The organism is Roseivivax jejudonensis (assembly GCF_900172265.1).
GTDB classification, from domain to species: domain Bacteria; phylum Pseudomonadota; class Alphaproteobacteria; order Rhodobacterales; family Rhodobacteraceae; genus Roseivivax; species Roseivivax jejudonensis.
Window position 1 is genome coordinate 180,206 of record NZ_FWFK01000004.1, and the last position, 22,413, is coordinate 202,618.

The window sequence follows — 22,413 nt, forward strand, 5'->3', positions numbered from 1 at the left end:
GCGCGGAGCGGCCCTGCGCCGCTCCGCGTCCCCTACCGCCGCACGCCGTCGAGCAATTGCGGCGACACGCGCTCGTGGCCGTGCAGCACGGTGAACACCCCCGTCGATTCGACAACCGCGGCCTGCACGCGGCGTATGTCGCCGACGTTCTCGTCGCGCAGTTTCGCCCACAGGTCCGCGCGCGTCATGTCGGCCTTCTCGAGGTTGCGGTCGAGGATCTCGCCGTTTTCCATCACCAGCAGCGGGCCGTTGTCGATCGTGTTCTCGGCGAACCGCCAATGCGTCCGGATCGGCGCCACCACCATCTGCCAGATGAAGATCGCCAGCAGCGCCGCGACCGGCACCCAGATCGGCCGGTCCGTCGACATCAGGCCGCTCGACACGACCGACCCCATCGCCACCGTCACCGCGAAGTCGAAACCCGACAGCTTGGAGAACGAGCGCAGGCCGAAGACCCGCGACATCGCGATCACCACCGCCATCAGGATGAAGACGCGCAGCAGCGCGTCGCCCAGAACGGCCAGCGTCATGTCCCTGCGCTCCGGCCCGGGGCGTCCGGCCCGTCGCTCCGCGCGCCGTCACCGCCGGCCGTGTGGTCGTTTCCGGCGCCGTGCGCCCCGTGATCTGTGTTCCTGGGATCCATCATGCCCTCCTTCACCCCGCGCGAGATCAGCCAGACGTTCACTGGCCATGCCACGAACAGGCCGCAGCTCAGCGACACGATCAAGGCCGACCAGAATCGCGGCTCACCCATCGTCGCCTCGGCCGACAGGATCAGCGACACGCCGATCGCCGTGACCTCCATCACCGTGATCGACGGCGTCTCGGCGAGCGCCGCGTCCTTCAGCGCCTGCCCCACCGGCGTGCCGCCCTGCACCAGCGGCCCGACCGTCAGCGCGAACCCGAAGACGTAGGCGAGCGTGAAGGTCGTGACCGCCACCGGCCACGTGCCGAGCGCCAGGATGCCCGCGGCCAGCGTCACGCCGATGATCTCGCCCATGCCGCAGCCCGAGTAGCAATGCGCGACGGACCGCATCCCGCGCCGCGCCAGCGTGTCGCGCGGGATCTCCTTTCGCCCGGACCAGCGGTAGACCATCAGGCCGATCGGCCCGGAATAGAGCACGGTCAGCGCCCAGACGACCTTCATCAGAGGCATCAGGTGGGCGTTGCGGGTGCGAAGGTCGCGGATGGTCCAGATCAGCGACGGGACCATCGCCAGCACCCAAAGGGCGAGGACCAGCGGGGAATCGAGAAGGGAAGTCAACGTGTCCATGCCCAGCCAACGCCGCGGCGCGGCGTCACGGTTCCGGCGCGCCCGGCCCGGCGATCAGACGAACTGTTCGCGGATCAACCGTTCCTCCAGCCCGTGCCCGGGATCGAACAGCACCCGGTGGGCGATCGCAGGCTCCGATCGGATGTCCACCTGCACCACGTCGCGCACCGACCGCGAGTCGGCCTCGGCCATGACCGGCCGCTTCTCGCCGCCCAGCACGTCGAACCGCACCTCGGCCGCCTTCGGCAGCAGCGCGCCCCGCCAGCGCCGCGGCCGGAACGCCGCCATCGCCGTCAGCGCGAGCACGTCCGCCCCGATCGGCAGGATCGGCCCGTGGGCCGAGTAGTTGTAGGCGGTCGACCCCGCCGGGGTGGCCACCAGCGCGCCGTCGCAGACCAGCTCCGACATCCGCAACCGCCCGTCGACGCTGATCCGCAGGCGCGCCGCCTGCGGCCCCTGCCGCAAGAGCGACACCTCGTTGATCGCCAGGGCCTCGTGCACCGCGCCGTCCACGCTCTCCGCGCGCATCGACAGCGGGTTCAGCACCGCCTCCTCGGCGGCGGCCAGCCGCTCGGGCAGGTCGTGCTCGGAATAGGCGTTCATCAGGAACCCGACGGTGCCGCGGTTCATCCCGTAGACCGGCGCCTGCAGCGCCTGCGTGCGGTGCAGCGTGTGCAGCATGAAGCCGTCGCCGCCCAGCGCGACGATCACGTCGGCGCCCGCCTCGGCATGATCGCCGTAGGCACGCGTGAGCGCGGCGTGCGCCGACTGCGCGAGCGGCGCATTCGACGCGGCAAAGGCGATGCGGAGGCTCATCAGGCCGCGTGTTTCCTGTCCCGGTCGGTCTGGCGCCGAAACAAGCACATGTTTTCCCGGCTGGCCAGCGATGCGCGCCCGCGTCGCGGCCGTCACGTCGCATTCCCCTTGCCAGCCGTCGCCCCCGGGGGTGTATACAGGCGAAGAAGGCCGTAGTTTCCGATCGGAAACACGCGCTCCCCGCCGGCGCGCCAGGACGCGCCACCGGGCCGTCCGCCGGCCCCGCGCGGGCAGCCGAACCGACGCCACCGGACCGGGCACCACCACGCCGCCCGGCCCAGACCAGGAGAGACAGATGAACATCACCCACCGCGACACCGGCTTCTTCACCGACACGCTGGCCGAGCGCGACCCCGAGCTCTTCGCCGCGATGGAGGGCGAACTCGGTCGCCAGCGCGACGAGATCGAGCTCATCGCCTCCGAGAACATCGCCTCCCGCGCCGTGATGGAGGCGCAGGGCGGCGTGATGACCAACAAGTACGCCGAAGGCTACCCGGGCAAGCGCTACTACGGCGGGTGCCAGTGGGTCGATGTCGCCGAGAACCTCGCCATCGCGCGCGCGACCGAGCTCTTCGGCTGCGGCTATGCCAACGTCCAGCCGAACTCCGGCAGCCAGGCCAACCAGGGCGTGTTCACCGCGCTCCTGCAGCCCGGCGATACGATTCTCGGCATGAGCCTCGACGCCGGCGGCCACCTGACCCACGGCGCCAAGCCGAACCAGTCGGGCAAGTGGTTCAACGCCGTGCAGTACGGCGTCCGGCAGGAGGACGAACGGCTCGACTACGACCAGGTCGCGGCGCTCGCGGCCGAGCACAAGCCGAAGATGATCATCGCCGGCGGCTCCGCCATCCCCCGCATCATCGACTTCCCCAAGATGCGCGAGATCGCCGACAACGTCGGCGCCTACCTGCTGGTCGACATGGCGCACTTCGCCGGCCTCGTGGCCTCGGGGCACTACCCCTCGCCGTTCCCGCACGCCCATGTCGCCACCACGACCACGCACAAGACCCTGCGCGGCCCCCGCGGCGGCATGATCCTCACCGATGACGAGGCCATCGCCAAGAAGATCAATTCCGCGATCTTCCCCGGCATCCAGGGCGGGCCCCTGATGCACGTCATCGCCGCCAAGGCCGTCGCCTTCGGCGAGGCGCTGCGCCCCGAGTTCAAGACCTACCAGGGCCAGGTGATCGCCAACGCGCAGGCGCTCGGCGAGCGGCTAATCGCCGGCGGGCTCGGCTGCGTCACCGGCGGCACCGACACCCACCTCGTGCTCGTGGACCTGCGGCCCAAGGGCGTGAAGGGCAACGCCACCGAGGTCGCGCTCGGCCGCGCGCACATCACCTGCAACAAGAACGGCGTGCCGTTCGACCCCGAGAAACCGACCGTCACCTCGGGCATCCGCCTCGGCACGCCCGCCGGCACCACCCGCGGCTTCGCCGAGGACGAGTTCCGCCAGATCGCCGACTGGATCGTCGAGGTCGTGGACGGGCTCGCGGTCTCCGACGACACCACCGCGGTCGAAACGAAGGTGCGCGGCGAGGTGGGCGAGATGCTCGCCCGCTTCCCGATCTACCCGGGCCTCTGACGGCCCGCGCGCCCGGCGGCGGACCTCTTGCCGCCCCGGGCGCGTTGCCGGGTCACAGGCGGGCGCGGTCCCCGCGCCTGCCCGTCGATCAGCAAGAGGATCCGATCCCATGGAAATCAGCCGTGCCGGCACCCGCCCGTCCGAAGCCGCGAACTCCGACTACTTCACCGGCCAGGTGCGCTTCGACCCGGTCACGCGCCCGCGCGACCCTGCGCGCCACGCCGCGCTCGTCGTCACGTTCGAGCCCGGCGCGCGCACCAACTGGCACACCCACCCGCTCGGCCAGACGCTGTTCGTGCTCTCGGGCGCGGGCCTCGCGCAGACCGAGGGCGGCCCCGTCCACCGCCTGCGCCCCGGCGACAGCGTGTGGTTTCCGCCGAACCAGAAGCACTGGCACGGCGCCGGCCCAGACACCGCGATGAGCCACATGGCGATCCAGGAGGCCGAGGACGGCCGCGCCGCCGACTGGCTCGAGCCGGTGTCCGACGCCGACTACAACTCTCCCCCGACCGACGACTAGGCGGTCCGATGGGCTCCGGCGCGGCTCAGACGAAGCCGCGCCAGCGCAGGACGGCGATCAGCAGCACGATAAGGATCAGCGCGTTCGCAGCCAGAGTGCCCGCGATGCCGAGGAGCTTCCCGCGCCGCCGGTCCGCCACGTCGATCGCCGTCAGGTGCGCCTCGGCCCGGGCGATCGCCGCGTCCACGCGCGGATCCTCGGCCAGCACGCGCAGGCGAGGATGCCCGGCAAGATGCGCGGCCTCGGCCACCCGCGCGAGGTCGGCGCGCACGCCACGCGGAAGCTCGCGCCCCGCCCACCGGGCCGCGCGGCCGAGCGGGCGCTTGCCGGTGCCCAGCCGCTCGGCCATCAGGGCTTCCAGCCGCGCCACCTTCGGCGCCAGGGTCTCGTCTCCGCGCATGGCGCGCATCCCTTGTCGTCTCCACGCATGATCGCGCGCCCCTTCGGTCGCACGCGGCGCACCATGCGATCCGCCCAAGGCCCGCGCAAGCCCTCTGGCGCCGCGCCGCGCCGCGGGCTACGCCTCTGGGCATGAAGCTCAACACGATCACCCACGGCACCGCCACCGACGCGCCGACGCTCGTCATCGTCCACGGCCTCTTCGGCTCGGCCCGGAACTGGGGCGTGATCGCCAAGCGGCTGGCGGATACGCGCCGGGTCGTCGCCGTCGATCAGCGCAACCACGGCCAGAGCCCGTGGTCCGACGACCACGGCTACCCCGATCTCGCGGCGGATCTCGGCGCGCTCGTCGACGACATCGGCGGCCCCGTGGACATCGTCGGCCATTCGATGGGCGGCAAGGCGGCGATGGCGCTGGCCCTGACCCGGCCCGACACGCTGCGCCGGATCGTGGTCGCGGATATCGCGCCGGTCGCCTACGACCATTCGCAGATGGCCTATATCGAGGCGATGCGCGCGGTGGATCTCGATCGCGTGGAAAAACGCTCGGACGCGGCGGCGCAACTATCCGGCACGGTGCCCGAACCGGCGCTGCAGAGCTTCTTCACCCAGTCGCTCGACGTCGGCAACAAGCGCTGGACGCTGAACCTCGACGCCCTCGCCGCCGAAATGGACAAGATCCTGGGCTGGCCGGGGATCGAGGGCCGCTTCGACGGCCCTGCCCTGTTCCTGACGGGCGGAGACAGTGACTACGTCGCGCCCGCCCACCGCGACACGATCCGCGAGGCGTTCCCGCGCGCACGCTTTGCCGCGCTCAAGGGCGCGGGCCACTGGCTCCACGCCGAGAAACCGCGCGAATTCGAGGCGGCGGTGCGGGCCTTCCTCGACGCCGGCTGATATCCGGCGGGCCGGTCAGCCGCTCCGCGATGACGCCCGCAAGACGCGTGGCCGCAGGCTCAGAGCCCGCGGCAGCTGCGCTCCGCGCGGCCCACGAAGGCCTTGTAGTTGCGCCACATCCGCTCGTGGTTCGGCCGATCCGACTGCCGGATCTCCTGCGCGCGATGCGGATCGCTGAAGAAGCTGACCGCCAGCCGCTGCTCCGCGTTCGACAGCGACTGGTCCGCCACCGACTGGATGCAACCGCACAGACGCGAATTGCGCTGCGCGCGATCGCTGCGCAGACACGCGGTCTTCATCGGTCCGCTGGCGAAGCTCGGGGTCGCGTAGCTCGCGCTGCGGGTCACGCTGTCGCGCGCACCACAGGCGGACAGCACGACCAGCGCCGCCGCCATCATCACGGGAATTGCCTTCATTGCCTGTCCCTCGTCCGGGCCGGGTCGGCACGCTCTGCGGCGCGTCATCCGTCCCCGGCATCACTGCCATTACGGCACCATGACCCGAACGAAGGCAATTTTCAATTCACGCGCGCGTTTGGCGGGCGTTTTTGATGCGCCGCGTCGCAAAAATGCGCGGCGCGCGACCCGTCCGGTCAGTCGCGGATCTCGACATCCTTGCAGCCGCGCACGGCCTCGAGGTCGCCGGGCTGCGTCTCCACCTCGGCCACCTGCGCCGCGCGGGGGCCGGCGCGCATGTCCGCGACCACCGCCTCGAGGTCCAGCGCCTCGCCGGCCAGCGCGGCCTCCACGCTGCCGTCCCCGGCGTTGCGGACCCAGCCGCGCACGTGCCGGGCGGCCGCCGCCTCGCGCACGAAATCGCGGTAGCCCACGCCCTGCACCTTGCCGTTCACCATCACCTGCATCGCCGTCTCTGCCATCGGATCGTCCTTTCGTGTCAAGCCGTGGCGCCGGCCATCGCGGCGCCGCACCGTCCCAACCCGCGCACCGCGCCACCGTTCCCCGATCGCGCCCGGTCCGGCGCCTGGGGCCCCGCGACCACGCGCCCCGCAGGACGCGCTTTAATCCCGCGTCCGAACCCTGTAGGCAGTCGCAAATCCCGCGCCCCCCGCGCCGCAACCCGGATTGCAGGACATGACCCCACTCTCGCGCATCCGCAACTTCTCGATCGTCGCGCATATCGACCACGGCAAATCGACGCTGGCCGACCGGCTGATCCAGCTGACCGGCACCGTGTCCGAGCGCGACATGCAGGACCAGCTGCTCGACTCGATGGACATCGAGCGCGAGCGCGGCATCACCATCAAGGCCAACACCGTCCGGATCGAGTACCCCGCCAAGGACGGCGAGACCTACGTGCTCAACCTCATCGACACGCCCGGCCACGTGGACTTCGCCTACGAGGTCGCGCGCTCCATGCAGGCGGTCGAGGGCTCGCTCCTGGTCGTCGACGCGACGCAGGGGGTCGAGGCGCAGACCCTCGCCAACGTCTACACCGCGATCGACGCCGACCACGAGATCGTGCCGGTCCTCAACAAGGTCGACCTGCCCGCCGCCGATCCCGACCGCGTGCGCGAACAGATCGAGGACGTGATCGGCATCGACGCCTCCGAGGCCTGCCTGATCTCCGCCAAGACCGGCATCGGCATCCCCGACGTGCTCGAGGCCATCGTGCAGAAGCTTCCGCCCCCCGAGGGCGGCGATCCCGACGCGCCGCTCAAGGCGATGCTGGTCGACTCCAAGTACGACCAGTATCTCGGCGTGATCTGTATCGTCCGGGTGATCGACGGCACGCTCAAGAAGGGCGACCGCATCCGCATGATCAAGACCGGCGGCACCTACGACGTCGACGACGTCGGCGTCTACCGTCCCGCGATGAAGGCGGTGCAGACCCTCGGCCCGGGCGAGATCGGCTACCTCAACGCCTCGATCAAGCAGGTGCGCGACACCCGCGTCGGCGACACCATCACCCACGAGAAGCGCCCGTGCGAGACGCCCCTGCCCGGCTTCAAGCCGTCGGTGCCGGTGGTCTTCTGCGGCCTCTTCCCCGTGGACGCCAACGACTTCGAGGACATGCGCGACGCCATCGAGAAGCTCGCGCTCAACGACGCCTCCTTCACCTACGAGATGGAGACCTCGGCCGCGCTCGGCTTCGGCTTCCGCTGCGGCTTCCTCGGCCTTCTGCATCTCGAGGTGATCCGCGACCGGCTGGAGCGCGAGTACAACATCGAGCTCATCACCACCGCGCCCTCGGTGATCTACCACCTCTACACCAAGGACGGGGAGCGCAAGGACCTGCACAACCCCGCCGACATGCCCGACCAGACCCACGTCGCGCATATCGAGGAGCCGCGCATCAAGGCGACCATCATGGTCCCCGACGAGTATCTCGGCGACGTGCTCAAGCTCTGCCAGGAGCGGCGCGGCATCCAGCTCGACCTGACCTATGTCGGCGGCCGCGCGATGGCGGTGTACGATCTCCCCCTCAACGAAGTGGTGTTCGACTTCTACGATCGCCTGAAATCGGTAACGAAAGGTTACGCGAGCTTCGATTACGAGATGATCGGCTACCGCGAGGACAACCTCGTGAAGATGCAGATCCTCGTCAACGACGAGCCCGTGGACGCGCTCGCCATGATGGTCCACCGCGACCGCGCCGAACAGCGCGGCCGCGCCATGTGCGAAAAGCTCAAGGAGCTGATCCCCCGCCACATGTTCAAGATCCCGATCCAGGCGGCGATCGGCGCCAAGGTCATCGCCCGCGAGACCCTGTCCGCGATGCGCAAGGACGTGACCGCCAAGTGCTACGGCGGCGACGCGACGCGGAAAAAGAAGCTTCTGGAAAAGCAGAAGGCCGGCAAGAAGAAGATGCGCCAGTTCGGGAAGGTGGAGATCCCGCAGGAGGCGTTCATCTCGGCGCTGAAGATGGACAGCTAACTCTCTACAGGCGAAACCAACGGCTGTCTGGCGGAAACTCAGCCCTATTAAGATAGGTTTTTTCTTGTACGCTGGTACGGTAGGCCTCAAGCTGATGGAGCGAAGAAAACTCCACTTAAGCGGCGCCTTTCCTAATGAAATTGTTCCTTTACCGTCTTTCCCTTACAGATCAGTACGCCGGGGGCTTATTTGAAGGTGTCTACGAACCCGAAATAAGCCGAGAGGAGTTCTTACGACGTAGGCTCAGCTCTTCTTTTGGCTTTGACTATAGAAAGGGAATACGCCTTCGCTACGAGTTCATCCAAGAGGATAGAGGCATTATCGCCGCAGCCCTTTGCCGATGGATTCCAGAAACGGCTGAGAACGACCCTGCTGATCCCTTCGCCCAATCTGAGGGCGGCAGGTGGAAACGCGCCGCAGTATTCTGCAACATTAGCGATGATCAGCAAGTTGTCGGTCTAGAAGATGTGAACGGTGTTGGAACACCCGATTCCATTCTTGGGGGATTGGTCGAGACGATAAACGCTTTTACTTTAGGTGAACCGTACCGGATTGACGCCGAAGCACTCCCGCGTTCAGGAAGCTTTCGGGAGGCTGTATCCGGATTCCCAGGACCGATCACTAGCATCAAATTTGATCTTGTAGTACCAAATCCGCCCGATGCGGAAAAGGAGACGCGCGAAGCTCTGAAGCGACTCAGAGAAGAAACTGGGATGGAGCGAAGGAAAGAAGAGCTTTCCAGCGAGCACGGTCTCAATGTTGATAGCGAGTATATCAACGGATTCGTCCAGTACTCTGAGGAGGGTGGCGGAAATATTGTTGCCAAGAGCGCGTCAGAAGAGGTTTACAATTCGAATAAGATGGTACGGTATGCTACAATATCGGACGAACTGCGGCCCACCGGCTCACCAATAAAGAACCTTTTCAACGCCCTGATAGAGATACTGATGAAGTGAGAAAAGTTCCGCTAATATCTCTCATCGTACTGGCAGGCGTGTTTACATGCCTTTCCATTATCGAACCCAAACTTCTGGGATCAAATCGGTTCTTAGTGGAGTTCACCAACTACAACTTTATTAATATTCTGACAGTAATTGTGACAGTAAGCTTGGTGTCTATAACTCAAATTCACCTTGAATACTCCCGGATAGAACGCCGCTTCTCAACCAAAGTCTTTGGCCATGCACGCCGAACTCTTAACACAAGCGCATTAATTTTGACGGTGGCACTTATGCTGGGATTCCTCATCTCATTTTTGCGCGCCCAATTCAGCTCAAACATTACTGCTGTATCATTCATTCATAGCTTTTGCCTCCTAGTGATTTTTGAGGTAGTCTTTGTAATGTATGATGTTATGAGGGCAGTTTATGCATTAGCGGAAGACGAACCGCATTGAATCCGGGAGTTATCCGCGCAGCGCTTATTATACCAAGAAATCTCCGCTACAGCCTCCGGCTACCGTCATAGTGCGACCTCAGCAAAGCAATTCTGAGTCCGCAGGCGAGCGGAACCCATCCCCCCTCGACCCTGTTCTCCCGCGACACCGCACAGCAGGAGAAGCCCATGGCGAAGTCGCGTGACGAGATCTGGGACGAGTGGCAGGACCTCGTGAACATGGCCCCGAAGGAGCTGGAGGACTGGCTCGAGACCGAGGAGTCGAAAGAGGTCGGCGACAGCGAGGACGGAGAATCCACCGGCCACGCCTCGGGGCGGAAGATCGTGCAGATCCAGCGCACCGACAAGGCCGACCTCTCGGACGACCAGTGGGACCACATGGCCAAGGTCGTGGCCTACATCAAGCGTCACACCGCGCAGGGCGGCCCGGACGACGACCCCGCGCATTCCGACTGGCGCTATTCGCTGATGAACTGGGGCCACGACCCCTGCAAGTGAGCCGCCGGCGCGCCGTGTCGCGGGCGCACCGGCCTCCGGTGTCTCAGGGCTCGTCGTCGGTGACGATCACCAGGTCGAGGTCGTCGGTGTTCGTGCCCTGGCAGCAATAGGCCTCGCAGGTCTGGCAGTCCTTGCAGTAGCGCGTACAGGTGAGCGCCGTGCCTTGCGGGCTGACGATGGTCGAGGTCGCGTTGCTCTGGTTCATCCGGTTCAGCAGCACCGCCAGCGCATTGACGGCCTGGGACAGCTCCTGCGTCTGGACGGGATTGGCGGTCTGGCCTTCGTTCTGGGCCATCCCACCTGTCGGCAGAACGGCACAGCACACGAGGGCGAGCAGAATGCGTCGCATCGGCAATCTCCTTGGGAATATCAATGGGCTAATATCCAAGGAGCTTACGCCCACGCGGACGATTCGACAACCTAAAGTAGAGTCACCCCGCGATATTCACCGCATGACGAAAGTTCCACCGCCGGCGCGCCCTGCGCGTCAGGCCAGCGCCTTCTCGCGCCCCGCGGCATAGACCGCCACGGCCACGATCGCGTAGACGCCGTTCACCACGAACACCATCGTCCACGGCGCCCCGGCGCCCCAGATCAGCTTGGCCGACACCGACGCCAGCAGGTTCAGCACGACGAAGCCCGTGGCGCCCGCCGCCACCGGCGCCATCCGCGCGAAGATCGGCACCAGCGCGAGCGCGAAGACGATCGACCAGAACTCCCGCCCCGGGCTCAGGATCAGCGGCCAGAGCGGCGCCCCGAACAGCACGGAGACCGCGATCGAGTTGGCGATGCAGCCGGCGATGCCGGCCAGCGCGGCAAGGAGGAGGAGGCGCGGGGTGAACATGTCTGAGGGGCCTTTCGTTGTCTGTCGTCCGATCCTAGCGCGGCCCGCGCCCGGACCAAGCCGGTCCGCTCAATCCTCGTAGCCGGCGTTGCGGCGCAGCGTCTCCCACGCCTTGAGCGCCTCGTGCTGGCGCCGCTGCATGTCGCGCAGCGTCCACGCCTCCACGTCCGCGTAAAGATCCGCGTGCCAGATCGGCACCAGCGCCGCGACCCGTCGGCCGTGATGCGTGACGTAGATCTGCCCGCCCTCGCGGACGAAGCCCACCTTCTCCGCCAGCCGGTCGCGCAGGATCGAGATGCTGACCTCCTCGAAGTCCGGCGTCATGGAGCCTCCTTTCGCTCGGCCCCTGCATCCTGCCCTCTCCGCCTTTCGGATCCGCGACCGCACCGCGCGGTCCGTCTCTGCGGTGCGCCTCCCGGGCCCGTGCCGCGCGACGCCGTCCGCCCGTCGGACGCTTCGGCCGGCGCGACCGAGTCCCGGGGGCACATTCCGGCCCCAGGACGACCGCCCGATCGGGGCGCGCGGGGCCGCTCCGCCGGCCATTTCGTACGATTTTCCCGGATTTTGCGCGGGATGGCGTACAAACCGCCCCCCGATTTCGGACGAACCTTACGACCTTTTGCGCGCCAGCGCGTCCAGGAGCCCGTCCGCCGCGCGCTCCACCAGCGCCAGCGCCCCGTCGAAATCCCTTGTATGATAAGGGTCTGGCACGTGATCCGCGTCCTCGTCCACGTAATCCGTGAACATCCCCAGCTCCGCCCGCGCCCCCGCCGGCGCCATCGCCGCGAGGTCCGACAGGTTCTGCCGATCCATCGCCAGGATCATGTCGAAGTCATTGAAATCGCTCACCGAAACCTGGCGCGCGCGCAGCCCCGACAGGTCGTATCCCCGCGCCTGTCCGGCCGCCTGCATCGGCCCGTAGGGCGGCTCGCCCAGGTGCCAGTCGCCGGTGCCCGCGCTGTCGAGCTCCAGCCGCAGCCCCCGCGCCGCCGCCTTCGCCGCCACCACCGCCTCCGCCGACGGAGACCGGCAGATGTTGCCGAGGCAGACAAATAGAATACGCTGTGTCATACCAACCACATAGCCTCCAACTCAGCCCCGGGGAAGCCCATGCGCGACGGCAAGATCGTGATCCTCACCGGCGCCGGAATCTCGGCCGAGAGCGGCCTCGCCACCTTTCGCGACGCCGGTGGCCTGTGGGAGCATGTCCGCCTCGAGGACGTCGCCACGCCGGAGGCCTTCGCCCGGAATCCCGACACCGTCCACGCCTTCTACAACATGCGCCGCGCGCAGGCCGCCGCCGCCGCTCCCAATGCCGCCCACGCGGCGCTCGCCCGCCTGCAGGCCGCGCACCCCGACACCGTCATCGTGACCCAGAACGTCGACGCCCTGCACGAGCGCGCGGGCGCCACGGTGATCCACATGCACGGGGCGCTCGCCGGCGCTCTCTGCGCGGCGTGCGACCACCGCTGGGCGGCACCGCCCGAGATGGACACGACCACGGCCTGCCCCGCCTGCCAGCACCCTGCCGCGCGGCCCGATGTGGTCTGGTTCGGCGAGATGCCCTATCACATGGAGACCATCGCCGGTCACCTCGAAACCGCCGACCTCTTCGTCGCGATCGGCACGTCCGGACAGGTCTACCCGGCCGCCGGCTTCGTGGCCGAAGCGCGCCGCGCCGGCGCGCGCACCCTCGAGCTCAACCTCGCCGCGTCCGACGTCTCCGCCGCATTCGACGCGCACGAGGTCGGTCCGGCGAGCACGATCGTCCCGGCCTGGGTTCATGACATGCTCGCCGGCTGACGCCATCAGCCGCCGTGTCCCGCGTCGTGGTCACCGCCGTGGGCCGAGTCGTGGCCCGTGCCGTGCCCCGCCTCGTGGGCGCCGCCGTGGGCCGCCTCGTCCGGCTGCCGCGCGTTGTCGACCGGGATCTCCAGCGCGACCTCTCCGGCCCGTTCGAAAGTCAGTGTCACCGGGATGCTGTCGCCCTGCTCCCAGCCTGCGGTCAGGCCCATGAACATGACGTGGTCGCCGCCACGCCGCAGCGTATGTCGGCTCCCCGCCGGAACGGTGAGGCCGCCCTCGACAGGACGCATCTGCATCAGGCCGCCCTCGCCCTCGATATGGGTGTGCAATTCGACCATGTCGGCCGCATCCGAGGCGGCACCGACGAGCGTGTCGTCCGCGTCGCCGGTGTTCTCGATCACGAAGAACGCGGCGCCGGTCCGCGCGGCGGGCGAGGCGCTCCGCGCATAGGCGTCCGTCACGGTGATGTCGGCCGCGGCGGCACCGGCGGCGAGGGCCAGCGCGGTGCCGGCCATGAGGATCAGTTTCATGTGGGGTCTCTTTCGTCGCAGAATGTCGTGAACCGGAGGGATCAGGACAGCGACGGCGGCCCACGGGCACGGCAGGGGGGCAATTCGGCCGATCGGAGCGACACGCCGCGTTCGGCCCGATGGACCGAGCGGATGACCGGGCCCGGCGCGACCTGCGCCCGTGCCTCGGCGGCAAGGTCGAGCAGCGCGCCGAGCGCCTCCGGACAGAGCTGGCTGCGCCGCACCGGGTCGCCGTTTTCGTCGAGCGTGACGGTCACCACCGCCAATCCGCGGCACAGTACGACCTCTCCGGCCGGCGCCGGCAAGCCGCGCGCGATCGCCGCCTCGACGCTCGTGAACGCCAGGACGCAGATCAGGACCAGGGGGGTGACGGCACGCCTCATGCGCCCTTCAATCGCAGGGCGCGGTTAAGACGGCAATGCGTCAGAGTGCGCCCGCAACGCAAAGGCCCCGCCACGGACATGCCGCGACGGGGCCCTGACATCACGTTCGGGTCGGCTCAGGCGTCGGCGGTGGCCGCGCTCTGCGCCTTGGCGATATCCTGCTTGATCCTGAGCGCCTTCGCCGACAGCTCGCTGTCCTTCGCCTTGGCGAGGAACTTGTCGAGACCGCCGCGGTGATCGACAGAGCGCAGCGCCGACGCCGAGATGCGCAGCTTCACGCCGCGGCCCAGCGTTTCGGACTGCAGCGTCACGTCGTTCAGGTTCGGCAGGAAGCGGCGCTTCGTCTTGTTGTTGGCGTGGCTGACGTTGTTGCCAACCATCGGCCCTTTTCCGGTCAGTTCGCAGACACGCGACATGGGTTCATCCTCGTCTTGTCGCGAGGGACGAGGCCCCCGCCAATATCAAAGGGCGCCGCTCTCCGCAGCGCCCGGAATCTCGTCAGCGGCTGTTACGCAGATTGCGCGCCCGCGTCAAGTCCGGGCCCGTCAGCCGCCGAGATACTCGCGCAGAAGCGTGTCGGCGGCGATCGCGGCGGTGATCTCGCCGGCTTCGACCTGGCGCGCCAGCGTCGCCATCGCGCCGCGGACCGGCTCGCGCCCGAGACGCGCGAGCAGCCCCTCGCGCACCTCTGCCTCGAACCAGTGGCGCGCCTGCTCCGCGCGGCGGCGCTCCCAGTGCCCGCTCTCGCGCCGCCAGCGCGCAAGCTCGGTCATCTCGTCCCAGACCCGCGCGAGCCCGGTCTCCTCCATGGCCGACACCGTCATCGCCTTGGGAAATCCCTCGGGATCCTGCGGCCGCTTCCGCAGCAGCCGCAGCGCGCCGGCATAGTCCGAACAGGTGCGCGTCGCCGCCGCCTGCAACTCGCCATCCGCCTTGTTGATCAGCAGGATGTCGGCCATCTCCATGATCCCGCGCTTGACGCCCTGCAACTCGTCCCCGCCCGCGGGCGCGAGCAGCAGAACGAAGAGATCGGTCATCTCGGCGACCACGGTCTCAGACTGGCCGACGCCCACCGTCTCGACCAGGACCGCGCCGAACCCGGCCGCCTCGAGAAGCGCGATCGCCTCGCGCGTGCGCCGTGCCACGCCGCCCAGGTGCGATTGCGCCGGCGAGGGCCGGATGAAGGCCGCCGGCTCGCGCGACAGCCGCTCCATACGCGTCTTGTCCCCGAGGATCGAACCGCCCGAGCGCGCCGAGGACGGGTCGACCGCAAGCACTCCGACCGCCTCGCCCCGGGCCGTCAGCATCATTCCGAAGGCCTCGATGAAGGTCGACTTGCCCACGCCCGGCGTGCCCGACAGCCCGATCCGCATCGCCTCGCGGCCATGATCGGCTGCGTTCAGCCGCGCCATCAACTGCGTGGCGGCGTCGCGGTGATCGGCGCGCCCGCTCTCGATCAGGGTGATCGCCCTGGCCAGCGCGCGCCGCTCGCCCGCCAGAACCCCCTCCGCCAGTGCCTCGATGTCCATGCCCAGCCCCGTTTTGCGGTCCCGTTTGTGCCCGCGCGCCACCGCCTTGTCCATGCCGGGCGACCGCCGACCCCGCGCACCGGGCTCCGCACGACGCGCGCTCTCCCGCGCCCCGTTCGATGCTTCATCTTGCCGGAAACCCCGGGGGTGTGGGGGCAGCGCCCCCACGCCGTCGTGGCCGCCGGGTGCGGCGCCGATCAGCGTCCGCCGCGCGGCTTCGCGCGCAGCGTCGGGTCGGCCTGGCGCGGGTCCTCGGGCCAGGGGTGCTTGGGATACCGCGCGCGCATGTCCTTGCGCACGTCGGCGTAGGAGCCCTCCCAGAAGCCCGGCAGGTCGGTCGTGGTCTGGACCGGGCGGCCCGCCGGCGACAGCAGCGTGACCCGCAGCGGCGTGTCGCCCACGCGCGGATGCGTCACCTGGCCGAACATCTCCTGCAGGCGCAGCGAGATCTCCGGCGCCTCGCCGGAATAGTCGATCGGGATCCCGCGCCCGAGCGGCGTGACGAAGGTCCCCGGCACCGCGTCGTCGAGCGCCTGCCGCGCGGGCCAGTCGAGCTGCGCCTCGAGCGCGGGCAGCAGGTCGAACCGCTTCCACTCCTCCGCCGTGGTCACGCCGTCCAGAAAGGGCAGGAGCCACGTCTCGAGCCGCGCCACCAGCGCGGGCTCGGACAGATCCGGCAGGTCGAGCCCCGCGGCCCGGCCCAGCGCCACGCGTGCGGTGAAGCGCCGCGCGCGGTCCGAGAGCGAGAGCCCCAACTCGCGCACGCCGTCGAGCATGGCGCGGGCCACCACGTCGGCCGGCGCATCGCGCCAGAGCCGGTCATCGAGCACGAGCGCGCCGAACCGCTCCTGCCGCCGCGCGACGACGCGACGATCGCGCCGCGACCACGCGCAAACGTCGTGCCACGCGATATCGCCCGGAAAGAGCGTGCGCAGTTCGGCCTCTTCGACCCGCGCGGCCTGACGGATCCGCGCCTCGCGCGGGTTGCCGTCGGTGTCCGTCGCCACGATCAGCCGCGCTCCGGCCAGCGGATCGTCGGCCGCCATCACCGCGCCCTTCCCGCCCGAGAGCACGAACCGCGGCGCCTCGCCGGGGCGGCGCAGGCCGATCCGGTCGGGATAGGCCAGCGCCGCCATTGCGGCCGGTCCGGCCGGGTCGGCGCGCCCGGGGGCCAGGCGCGCCAGCCGCCGCGACTCCTGCCGGATCCGCTCGAGCGCCGCGCGGCGCACCTGGTGCGGCCGCCGCGCGGCGAAGCGTTTGGCATCGGCCAGCGCCTCGAGCCGCAGCGCCAGGTCCGCCGGCGCGCCCCTGAGCGGGTCGCGCTCTGCCAAAAGCGCGGCGAGCGGTGCCGCGTCGGGGCCGCACCGCGCGAGCATGTGTGCGAGCCGCGGATGCAGCGGCAGCCCCGCGAGCGTCTTTCCGTGCGGGGTGATCCGGTCCTCGGCGTCGAGCGCGCCCAGCATCCTCAGAAGCGCCCGCGCTTCTCCCAGCGCACCGTCCGGCGGCGGCGTCGGAAAGGGCAGCGCGTCCGGCCCCGCGCCCCAGAGCGCCAGCTCCAGCGCCAGTCCGGCCAGGTCCGCGACCTCGATCTCAGCCGGCGGATAGGCGGTCAGCGCGCCCTCCTCGCCCCTGGTCCAGAGCCGGTAGGCCACGCCCGGCGCGACCCGGCCCGCGCGGCCGGCGCGCTGCGTGGCCTCGGCCCGCGACACGCGCTCGGTGACGAGCCGCGACATCCCCGATCCGGGATCGAACCGGGCACGGCGGGCACGGCCGCCATCGATCACCACGCGGATATCCTCGATCGTCAGCGAGGTCTCGGCGATCGCCGTCGACAGCACGACCTTTCGGCCCGCCCGCTCGGGCCGGATCGCCGCGCGCTGCGCCTCGGGATCGAGCGCACCGAAGAGCGGCCGGACCACGCAAGTCCCGGGCAGCCGCGCCGAAAGACGCTGCTCGACGCGCCGGATCTCGCCCTCGCCGGGAAGGAAGACAAGGATCCCGCCCTCGGTCTCCGCGGCCGCCGTGGCGACGCGGTCCGCCACCGCGTCCTCGAAGCGCGTGTCCTTCGGCACCGGTCGGTCGCGCCAGCGCGTCTCGACCGGGAAGGCGCGGCCCTCCGAGGTGACGACCGGCGCGTCCATGAGCGTCGCGATGGCGCCGGAGTCGAGCGTCGCCGACATCGCCAGAAGCCGCAGATCGGGTCGCAGCGCGCCGGCGATCTCGAGGCAGAGCGCGAGCCCCAGATCGGCGTTGAGCGAGCGTTCGTGGATCTCGTCGAAGATCACGGCGCCGACGCCCTCGAGCTCGGGATCGCGCTGCAGCCGGCGGGTCAGGATGCCTTCGGTCACCACCTCGATCCGCGTGTCGGCAGACACCTCGGTGGCGCCGCGCATGCGGAACCCGACCGTTCGGCCCACTGGCTCGCCCAGCGTCTCGGCCATGCGCTCGGCCGCCGCGCGCGCGGCGAGCCGGCGCGGCTCGAGCATGACGAGGCGGCCCTCGAACGCGCCGGCCGCGAGCATCGCCAGAGGCACGCGGGTGGTCTTGCCGGCTCCCGGCGGCGCCTGGAGGACCGCGCGCCCCTGCGCCGCGAGCGCCTCGAGCAGATCGGGCAGCGCGTCCTCGATCGGCAGACCGGTCATCGCGTCCTCATTCCAGTGTATCGCCCCGCCGCGCATCGGCGCGCCGGAACCGGGTCCGGCAGCAGCACACGCAAAGCGGACACGGGTCGTTCTCGCGCCCGTTCAGGCGCCGAGGCACCAGCGCATGACAGCTTTCTGCGCGTGCAGCCGATTCTCGGCTTCGTCCCAGACCACGGAATGCGGGCCGTCCATGACCTCGCTCGTGACCTCCTCCTCGCGGTGCGCCGGCAGGCAGTGCATGAAAAGCGCGTCGGGTGCCGCGCGCTTCATCAACTCGGCATTGACCTGGTAGGGTCGAAGCATGTTGTGCCGCCGCTCGCGGGCCGATTGCGCGTCGTGCATCGACACCCAGGTGTCGGTGATGACCAGATCGGCGCCCTCGACCGCCTTGTGCGGGTCGCGCTCGATCGTCACCTGAACGCCAGCCTGCCGCGCCAGCCCGACGAACTCCATCTCCGGGTCGAGCTGGACCGGGCCGGTGAAGGTCATGTCGAAGCCCATCTGCGCGGCCGCGTGCAGCCACGAGGCGCAGACGTTGTTGCCGTCCCCGGACCAGACGACCTTGCGCCCCTGGATGGCGCCGCGATGCTCTTCGTAGGTCATCAGGTCGGCCATGATCTGGCAGGGATGGCTGCGATCGGTGAGCCCGTTGATGACCGGCACCGTGGCGTATTCCGCCATCTCGGTCAGCACGCTCTCGTCGAAGGTGCGGATCATGATGAGATCGACGTAACGGCTCATTACCCGGGCGGTATCGGCGATGGTCTCGCCGTGCCCGAGCTGCATGTCGGCGCCCGAGAGAACCATCGTCTCCCCGCCCATCTGGCGCACGCCCACGTCGAACGACACCCGCGTGCGGGTCGAGGGCTTCTCGAAGATCAGCGCGACCATGTGGCCGGCAAGCGGCTGCTCGGCGTCCGGCGTCGCCTTCGGGGCGCCGTTGCGGGCGGACTTCATCGCCGCCGCCGAAGCCAGGATCGTCCGGAGGTCGGCGGGGTCGGTCTTGTGGATATCGAGGAAATGGTTCATCGGATCTTGCTTTGTGTCGGCCGCGGCACCGGGGGCCAGCCCCCGGACCCCCGGAGTAGTTGTGCCAAGAAGAAGATCAGGCCGGAGCCTTCGATTTCAGCGACGCGGCCGTGGCGGCGCGGTCGAGACGGGCGGCGGCCTCGGCGATGTCCTCGTCGGTGAGCGTCAAGGGCGGAAGCAGGCGGATCACGTTGTCGGCCGCGGGCACGGTGATGAGGCCGTGGTCGTAGCCGGCCGCGACCACGTCGGTGTTGGGCACGAGGCATTTGAGGCCGAGCATCAGCCCCTGCCCGCGCACCCCCTCGAAAACGTCGGCGTGGGTGGCGACGAGGCTTTCGAGCCACTGGACGAGAAGTGCGGACTTGCGGCGGACCTCCGCGAGGAAATCGGCATCGGCGAGGTGATCCATCACCGCGAGGCCCACCGCGCAGGCGAGCGGGTTGCCGCCGTAGGTCGACCCGTGCGTCCCGGCGGTCATGCCCGCCGCGGCGGCCTCGGTGGCGAGGACGGCGCCGAGCGGGAAGCCTCCGCCGATGCCCTTGGCGACCATCATGATGTCGGGGGTGACGCCGGCCCATTCATGCGCGAAGAGACGCCCGGTGCGGCCCATGCCGCACTGCACCTCGTCGAGGATCAGCAGGATCCCCTTCTCGTCGCAGAGCGTGCGCAGCCCCTTCAGGCAGGCCTCGGGCAGCGTGCGGATGCCGCCCTCGCCCTGGATCGGCTCGATCAGGATCGCGCCGACGTGGTCGTCGATCGCGGCGTGCAGGGCGTCGTGATCGCCCCAGCCGACATGGATGAAGCCGGGCATCAGCGGCCCGAAGCCGTCGGTCATCTTGGGCGAGCCGGCGGCGGCGATGGCCGCGGTCGAGCGGCCGTGGAAGCTGCCCGCGAAGGTGATGATCCCGGTCTTTTCTGGGTGGCCCTTCGCGTGCCAGTACTTGCGTGCCATCTTGACCGCCAGCTCGCAGGCCTCGGTGCCGGAATTGGTGAAGAACACGGTGTCGGCGAAGGTCGCGGCCACGAGCCGGTCGGCCAGCGCTTCCTGCTCGGGAATCGTGTAGAGGTTCGAGACGTGCCAGAGCTTGCCCGCCTGTTCGGTCAGGGCCGAGACGAGCGCCGGATGGGCGTGGCCGAGCGCGTTGACGGCGATGCCCGCCCCCATGTCGAGAAAGCGGCGGCCGTCCGCCTCGACGAGCCAGGCACCCTCGCCATGGGTGAACCTGAGGGGCGCGCGCGAATAGGTCGGCAGGACGGACGGGATCATCGGATCGCTCCTTCGCGATGAAGAGCCCAAGGGGTGCCAAGGGCCCGGGGTCAAGTCAAGCTGGACGGCAGGGAGAAGACGGAACGGGACACGGACGCACAGCGGCGGATGCAGGCGCGCGCGGCGCGGCGGAGGCTCAGCGGCCTCGTCGGGTCCGGACAGACGTCGTCATGACGGTGCTCGAAGCATGCCGGCGCGCGGATGGCAAGAAATTTCCGTCACGCGGAGGGTTTTCTTCGTCCTCACGGAATGTATAGTCCGGGACATGACAGGCCCGGTTCATATCGCGATGCGCGCCCGCCCCTCGGCGGCGCTTCCGCTCGGCCTGCTTCTCCTTACCCGCCTCTGAGCGCGGCCATCTCGGCGCGACCGCTCAGAGGATACGGGCCCGCGCCGAGAGAGCCACAGCCGGTCCGGACAGGATACCGCGACCGACAGATGCGACCTCATCCAACGAGTTCCGACCCATGACACAGACCGACAAAGACCGCGTGCTGATCTTCGACACCACGCTGCGCGACGGCGAGCAATCGCCGGGGGCGACGATGACCCACGCCGAGAAGCTCGAGATCGCCGAGCTGCTCGACGAGATGGGCGTGGACATCATCGAGGCGGGCTTCCCCGTCGCCTCCGAGGGCGATTTCCGCGCCGTGAAGGAGATCGCCGAGCGCGCGAAGCAGGCGGTGATCTGCGGCCTCGCGCGGGCCAACCCGACCGACATCGACCGCTGCTGGGAGGCCGTGCGGCATGCCGAGCGGCCGCGCATCCACACCTTCATCGGCACCTCGCCGCTGCACCGGGCCATCCCGAACCTCGACAAGGAGCAGATGGCTGAGCGGATCGAGCACACCGTGAGCCATGCCCGCAACCTTTGCGACAACGTGCAGTGGTCGCCGATGGACGCGACGCGAACCGAGTGGGACTACCTGTGCCGGGTGGTGGAGATCGCCATCAAGGCGGGCGCGACCACGATCAACATCCCCGATACCGTGGGCTACACCGCGCCGGTCGAGAGCGCCGACCTGATACGGCGCCTGATCGCGACGGTGCCCGGTGCCGACGAGGTGGTCTTCGCCACGCACTGCCACAACGACCTCGGCATGGCGACGGCGAACAGCCTCGCCGCGGTCGAGGGCGGCGCGCGGCAGATCGAGTGCACGATCAACGGCCTCGGCGAGCGCGCCGGCAATACCGCGCTCGAAGAGGTGGTGATGGCGCTGCGCACCCGCGGCGATATCCTGCCCTACGACACGCGCATCGACACCAGGAAGATCATGCACATCTCGCGCCGCGTCGCGACGGTGTCGGGCTTCCCGGTGCAGTACAACAAGGCCATCGTCGGCAAGAACGCGTTCGCGCACGAGAGCGGCATCCACCAGGACGGGATGCTGAAGAACGCCGAGACCTTCGAGATCATGCGGCCGGAGGATGTCGGCCTGTCGGCGACCAGCCTCGTGATGGGCAAGCATTCCGGCCGCGCGGCGCTGCGCTCCAAGCTGTCGGAACTGGGCGTCGAGGTCGGAGACAACCAGCTCAAGGATCTCTTCGTGCGGTTCAAGGAGCTCGCCGATCGCAAGAAGGAGGTCTACGACGAAGACATCCTCGCGCTGGTCACCGCCACCACGACGGACGGCATGGCCGACCGCCTGCAGATCATAAACCTCGCGGTCACCTGCGGCACCGGCGGCCCTGCGCGGGCGGAGCTGGAGATGGAGATCGACGGACAGGAGGTGTCGGCAACCTGCGAGGGCGACGGCCCGGTCGACGCGACCTTCAAGGCCGTGCGCGAGCTGCATCCCAACGGCGCGCGGCTCCAGCTCTACCAGGTGCACGCGGTCACCGAAGGCACCGACGCGCAGGCCACGGTGAGCGTCAGGCTCGAGGAGGACGGAATGTTCGCGACCGGCCAGTCGGCGGACACCGACACCGTGGTCGCCTCGGCGCGGGCCTACGTGAACGCGCTGAACCGGCTGCTCGTGCGGCGTGACAAGACCGGGCCCGGCTCGGACGCGCGCGAGATCTCCTACAAGGATGCCGGATGATCCGGCGGTAATGCGACGCCCGGGCCGGCCCCTCGCGAGGTGGTCTTGCCGGCCCGGGCGCACG

At 69.1% G+C, this 22,413-nt stretch carries 25 protein-coding genes; 8 read left to right on the plus strand and 17 right to left on the minus strand.

The genetic code is table 11. From position 1 onward, the window contains the following. Positions 1-32 precede the first annotated feature (32 nt). The 3 genes from ROJ8625_RS11705 to ROJ8625_RS11715 are packed head-to-tail and all read right to left on the minus strand — an operon-like array spanning position 33 to position 2,089. Positions 33-530 carry a DUF421 domain-containing protein gene (locus tag ROJ8625_RS11705; protein ID WP_085792075.1) on the minus strand — a complete coding sequence of 166 codons (498 nt, stop codon included), beginning with the start codon at positions 528-530 and terminating at the stop codon, positions 33-35. Continuing rightward, entirely contained in the window at positions 527-1,273 is a 747-nt protein-coding gene (locus ROJ8625_RS11710; RefSeq protein WP_085792076.1) for a DUF4396 domain-containing protein, read from the minus strand. Before ROJ8625_RS11710 ends, ROJ8625_RS11705 begins: the two co-directional genes overlap by 4 nt. Positions 1,274-1,327: 54 nt before the next feature. Then, positions 1,328-2,089 (minus strand): NAD kinase, encoded by a 762-nt coding sequence (locus ROJ8625_RS11715; protein WP_085792077.1) that lies wholly within the window; start codon positions 2,087-2,089, stop codon positions 1,328-1,330. 295 nt (positions 2,090-2,384) lie between these two features. Between ROJ8625_RS11715 and glyA the strand changes: the two genes are divergently transcribed. Together glyA and ROJ8625_RS11725 are read left to right on the plus strand one after the other, a co-directional pair. Continuing rightward, on the plus strand, positions 2,385-3,674 hold the full coding sequence (gene glyA / locus ROJ8625_RS11720; protein ID WP_085792078.1) for a serine hydroxymethyltransferase: 1,290 nt from the start codon (positions 2,385-2,387) through the stop codon (positions 3,672-3,674). A 109-nt stretch (positions 3,675-3,783) separates the two neighbouring features. Further along, entirely contained in the window at positions 3,784-4,194 is a 411-nt protein-coding gene (locus ROJ8625_RS11725) for a (R)-mandelonitrile lyase (protein WP_085792079.1), read from the plus strand. 25 nt (positions 4,195-4,219) lie between these two features. On the opposite strand, the gene ROJ8625_RS11730 is transcribed toward ROJ8625_RS11725, so the two are convergent. Continuing rightward, positions 4,220-4,594, minus strand: coding sequence for a hypothetical protein (locus ROJ8625_RS11730; RefSeq protein WP_143535106.1), 375 nt, complete (start codon positions 4,592-4,594; stop codon positions 4,220-4,222). Positions 4,595-4,725: 131 nt separating this feature from the next. Between ROJ8625_RS11730 and ROJ8625_RS11735 the strand changes: the two genes are divergently transcribed. Further along, positions 4,726-5,490 carry an alpha/beta fold hydrolase gene (locus tag ROJ8625_RS11735; RefSeq protein ID WP_085792081.1) on the plus strand — a complete coding sequence of 255 codons (765 nt, stop codon included), beginning with the start codon at positions 4,726-4,728 and terminating at the stop codon, positions 5,488-5,490. A gap of 59 nt (positions 5,491-5,549) precedes the next feature. Here the strand turns inward: ROJ8625_RS11735 and ROJ8625_RS11740 are convergent, their stop codons facing one another. Further along, complete coding sequence (locus ROJ8625_RS11740; protein WP_085792082.1) at positions 5,550-5,906, minus strand: hypothetical protein; 357 nt, start codon at positions 5,904-5,906, stop codon at positions 5,550-5,552. A 176-nt stretch (positions 5,907-6,082) separates the two neighbouring features. After that, positions 6,083-6,367: an acylphosphatase gene (locus tag ROJ8625_RS11745; RefSeq protein WP_085792083.1), complete on the minus strand. Its 285-nt coding sequence runs from the start codon at positions 6,365-6,367 to the stop codon at positions 6,083-6,085. Between the two features lie 214 nt (positions 6,368-6,581). On the opposite strand from ROJ8625_RS11745, the gene lepA reads away from it, so the two are divergent. The 3 genes from lepA (at position 6,582) to ROJ8625_RS11760 (ending at position 10,277) form a co-directional block, all read left to right on the plus strand. Beyond that, positions 6,582-8,384 carry a translation elongation factor 4 gene (gene lepA, locus ROJ8625_RS11750; RefSeq protein WP_085792084.1) on the plus strand — a complete coding sequence of 601 codons (1,803 nt, stop codon included), beginning with the start codon at positions 6,582-6,584 and terminating at the stop codon, positions 8,382-8,384. A gap of 134 nt (positions 8,385-8,518) precedes the next feature. Then, on the plus strand, positions 8,519-9,340 hold the full coding sequence (locus ROJ8625_RS20650) for a DUF4747 family protein (protein ID WP_143535107.1): 822 nt from the start codon (positions 8,519-8,521) through the stop codon (positions 9,338-9,340). A 607-nt stretch (positions 9,341-9,947) separates the two neighbouring features. Next, on the plus strand, positions 9,948-10,277 hold the full coding sequence (locus ROJ8625_RS11760; RefSeq protein ID WP_085792086.1) for a DUF3140 domain-containing protein: 330 nt from the start codon (positions 9,948-9,950) through the stop codon (positions 10,275-10,277). 43 nt (positions 10,278-10,320) lie between these two features. Here ROJ8625_RS11760 and ROJ8625_RS11765 read toward each other — a convergent pair whose 3' ends face one another. From ROJ8625_RS11765 to ROJ8625_RS11780, 4 genes are all read right to left on the minus strand, one after another. Continuing rightward, positions 10,321-10,626, minus strand: a complete 306-nt coding sequence (locus ROJ8625_RS11765; RefSeq protein ID WP_085792087.1) for a hypothetical protein — start codon at positions 10,624-10,626, stop codon at positions 10,321-10,323. A 138-nt stretch (positions 10,627-10,764) separates the two neighbouring features. After that, on the minus strand, positions 10,765-11,121 hold the full coding sequence (locus tag ROJ8625_RS11770) for a hypothetical protein (protein ID WP_085792088.1): 357 nt from the start codon (positions 11,119-11,121) through the stop codon (positions 10,765-10,767). Positions 11,122-11,190: 69 nt separating this feature from the next. Then, entirely contained in the window at positions 11,191-11,445 is a 255-nt protein-coding gene (locus ROJ8625_RS21025) for a type II toxin-antitoxin system prevent-host-death family antitoxin (RefSeq protein WP_159456760.1), read from the minus strand. Positions 11,446-11,730: 285 nt separating this feature from the next. Further along, the gene (locus ROJ8625_RS11780) at positions 11,731-12,192 is read right to left on the minus strand and encodes a low molecular weight protein-tyrosine-phosphatase (protein ID WP_085792090.1); all 462 of its coding nucleotides are present in this window, start codon (positions 12,190-12,192) and stop codon (positions 11,731-11,733) included. Between the two features lie 39 nt (positions 12,193-12,231). Here ROJ8625_RS11780 and ROJ8625_RS11785 point away from each other — a divergent pair, with 39 nt between their 5' ends. Beyond that, positions 12,232-12,924: a Sir2 family NAD-dependent protein deacetylase gene (locus ROJ8625_RS11785; RefSeq protein ID WP_085792091.1), complete on the plus strand. Its 693-nt coding sequence runs from the start codon at positions 12,232-12,234 to the stop codon at positions 12,922-12,924. 5 nt (positions 12,925-12,929) lie between these two features. On the opposite strand, the gene ROJ8625_RS11790 is transcribed toward ROJ8625_RS11785, so the two are convergent. From ROJ8625_RS11790 to ROJ8625_RS11820, 7 genes are all read right to left on the minus strand, one after another. Further along, positions 12,930-13,457: a copper chaperone PCu(A)C gene (locus ROJ8625_RS11790; RefSeq protein ID WP_085792092.1), complete on the minus strand. Its 528-nt coding sequence runs from the start codon at positions 13,455-13,457 to the stop codon at positions 12,930-12,932. A gap of 41 nt (positions 13,458-13,498) precedes the next feature. Further along, positions 13,499-13,840 (minus strand): hypothetical protein, encoded by a 342-nt coding sequence (locus tag ROJ8625_RS11795; RefSeq protein WP_085792093.1) that lies wholly within the window; start codon positions 13,838-13,840, stop codon positions 13,499-13,501. 116 nt (positions 13,841-13,956) lie between these two features. Beyond that, entirely contained in the window at positions 13,957-14,256 is a 300-nt protein-coding gene (rpmB, locus tag ROJ8625_RS11800; protein WP_085792094.1) for a 50S ribosomal protein L28, read from the minus strand. A gap of 129 nt (positions 14,257-14,385) precedes the next feature. Beyond that, positions 14,386-15,369: a methylmalonyl Co-A mutase-associated GTPase MeaB gene (meaB, locus tag ROJ8625_RS11805; protein WP_085792430.1), complete on the minus strand. Its 984-nt coding sequence runs from the start codon at positions 15,367-15,369 to the stop codon at positions 14,386-14,388. Positions 15,370-15,566: 197 nt separating this feature from the next. Continuing rightward, positions 15,567-18,011: an ATP-dependent helicase HrpB gene (gene hrpB / locus ROJ8625_RS11810; RefSeq protein ID WP_085792095.1), complete on the minus strand. Its 2,445-nt coding sequence runs from the start codon at positions 18,009-18,011 to the stop codon at positions 15,567-15,569. 102 nt (positions 18,012-18,113) lie between these two features. Next, positions 18,114-19,040 (minus strand): ornithine carbamoyltransferase, encoded by a 927-nt coding sequence (gene argF, locus ROJ8625_RS11815; protein WP_085792096.1) that lies wholly within the window; start codon positions 19,038-19,040, stop codon positions 18,114-18,116. Between the two features lie 76 nt (positions 19,041-19,116). After that, positions 19,117-20,307, minus strand: a complete 1,191-nt coding sequence (locus ROJ8625_RS11820) for an aspartate aminotransferase family protein (RefSeq protein WP_085792097.1) — start codon at positions 20,305-20,307, stop codon at positions 19,117-19,119. Positions 20,308-20,774: 467 nt separating this feature from the next. Between ROJ8625_RS11820 and ROJ8625_RS11825 the strand changes: the two genes are divergently transcribed. Next, positions 20,775-22,349, plus strand: coding sequence for a 2-isopropylmalate synthase (locus ROJ8625_RS11825; protein ID WP_085792098.1), 1,575 nt, complete (start codon positions 20,775-20,777; stop codon positions 22,347-22,349). The last annotated feature ends 64 nt before the right edge of the window (positions 22,350-22,413 follow it).

Excerpts from the sequence above, each read along its gene's own strand:
- ROJ8625_RS11715 (WP_085792077.1), bottom strand. The coding sequence starts at position 2,089 with ATGAGCCTCCGCATCGCCTTTGCCGCGTCGAATGCGCCGCTCGCGCAG.
- ROJ8625_RS11825 (WP_085792098.1), top strand. The coding sequence starts at position 20,775 with ATGACACAGACCGACAAAGACCGCGTGCTGATCTTCGACACCACGCTG.
- ROJ8625_RS11705 (WP_085792075.1), bottom strand. The coding sequence starts at position 530 with ATGACGCTGGCCGTTCTGGGCGACGCGCTGCTGCGCGTCTTCATCCTG.
- ROJ8625_RS11780 (WP_085792090.1), bottom strand. The coding sequence starts at position 12,192 with ATGACACAGCGTATTCTATTTGTCTGCCTCGGCAACATCTGCCGGTCT.
- ROJ8625_RS21025 (WP_159456760.1), bottom strand. The coding sequence starts at position 11,445 with ATGACGCCGGACTTCGAGGAGGTCAGCATCTCGATCCTGCGCGACCGG.
- ROJ8625_RS11820 (WP_085792097.1), bottom strand. The coding sequence starts at position 20,307 with ATGATCCCGTCCGTCCTGCCGACCTATTCGCGCGCGCCCCTCAGGTTC.
- meaB (WP_085792430.1), bottom strand. The coding sequence starts at position 15,369 with ATGGACATCGAGGCACTGGCGGAGGGGGTTCTGGCGGGCGAGCGGCGC.
- ROJ8625_RS11735 (WP_085792081.1), top strand. The coding sequence starts at position 4,726 with ATGAAGCTCAACACGATCACCCACGGCACCGCCACCGACGCGCCGACG.
- ROJ8625_RS11760 (WP_085792086.1), top strand. The coding sequence starts at position 9,948 with ATGGCGAAGTCGCGTGACGAGATCTGGGACGAGTGGCAGGACCTCGTG.
- ROJ8625_RS11790 (WP_085792092.1), bottom strand. The coding sequence starts at position 13,457 with ATGAAACTGATCCTCATGGCCGGCACCGCGCTGGCCCTCGCCGCCGGT.
- rpmB (WP_085792094.1), bottom strand. The coding sequence starts at position 14,256 with ATGTCGCGTGTCTGCGAACTGACCGGAAAAGGGCCGATGGTTGGCAAC.
- ROJ8625_RS20650 (WP_143535107.1), top strand. The coding sequence starts at position 8,519 with ATGAAATTGTTCCTTTACCGTCTTTCCCTTACAGATCAGTACGCCGGG.
- ROJ8625_RS11745 (WP_085792083.1), bottom strand. The coding sequence starts at position 6,367 with ATGGCAGAGACGGCGATGCAGGTGATGGTGAACGGCAAGGTGCAGGGC.
- argF (WP_085792096.1), bottom strand. The coding sequence starts at position 19,040 with ATGAACCATTTCCTCGATATCCACAAGACCGACCCCGCCGACCTCCGG.
- ROJ8625_RS11770 (WP_085792088.1), bottom strand. The coding sequence starts at position 11,121 with ATGTTCACCCCGCGCCTCCTCCTCCTTGCCGCGCTGGCCGGCATCGCC.
- ROJ8625_RS11730 (WP_143535106.1), bottom strand. The coding sequence starts at position 4,594 with ATGCGCGGAGACGAGACCCTGGCGCCGAAGGTGGCGCGGCTGGAAGCC.
- ROJ8625_RS11765 (WP_085792087.1), bottom strand. The coding sequence starts at position 10,626 with ATGCGACGCATTCTGCTCGCCCTCGTGTGCTGTGCCGTTCTGCCGACA.
- glyA (WP_085792078.1), top strand. The coding sequence starts at position 2,385 with ATGAACATCACCCACCGCGACACCGGCTTCTTCACCGACACGCTGGCC.
- lepA (WP_085792084.1), top strand. The coding sequence starts at position 6,582 with ATGACCCCACTCTCGCGCATCCGCAACTTCTCGATCGTCGCGCATATC.
- ROJ8625_RS11710 (WP_085792076.1), bottom strand. The coding sequence starts at position 1,273 with ATGGACACGTTGACTTCCCTTCTCGATTCCCCGCTGGTCCTCGCCCTT.
- ROJ8625_RS11725 (WP_085792079.1), top strand. The coding sequence starts at position 3,784 with ATGGAAATCAGCCGTGCCGGCACCCGCCCGTCCGAAGCCGCGAACTCC.
- ROJ8625_RS11795 (WP_085792093.1), bottom strand. The coding sequence starts at position 13,840 with ATGAGGCGTGCCGTCACCCCCCTGGTCCTGATCTGCGTCCTGGCGTTC.
- ROJ8625_RS11785 (WP_085792091.1), top strand. The coding sequence starts at position 12,232 with ATGCGCGACGGCAAGATCGTGATCCTCACCGGCGCCGGAATCTCGGCC.
- ROJ8625_RS11740 (WP_085792082.1), bottom strand. The coding sequence starts at position 5,906 with ATGAAGGCAATTCCCGTGATGATGGCGGCGGCGCTGGTCGTGCTGTCC.
- hrpB (WP_085792095.1), bottom strand. The coding sequence starts at position 18,011 with ATGACCGGTCTGCCGATCGAGGACGCGCTGCCCGATCTGCTCGAGGCG.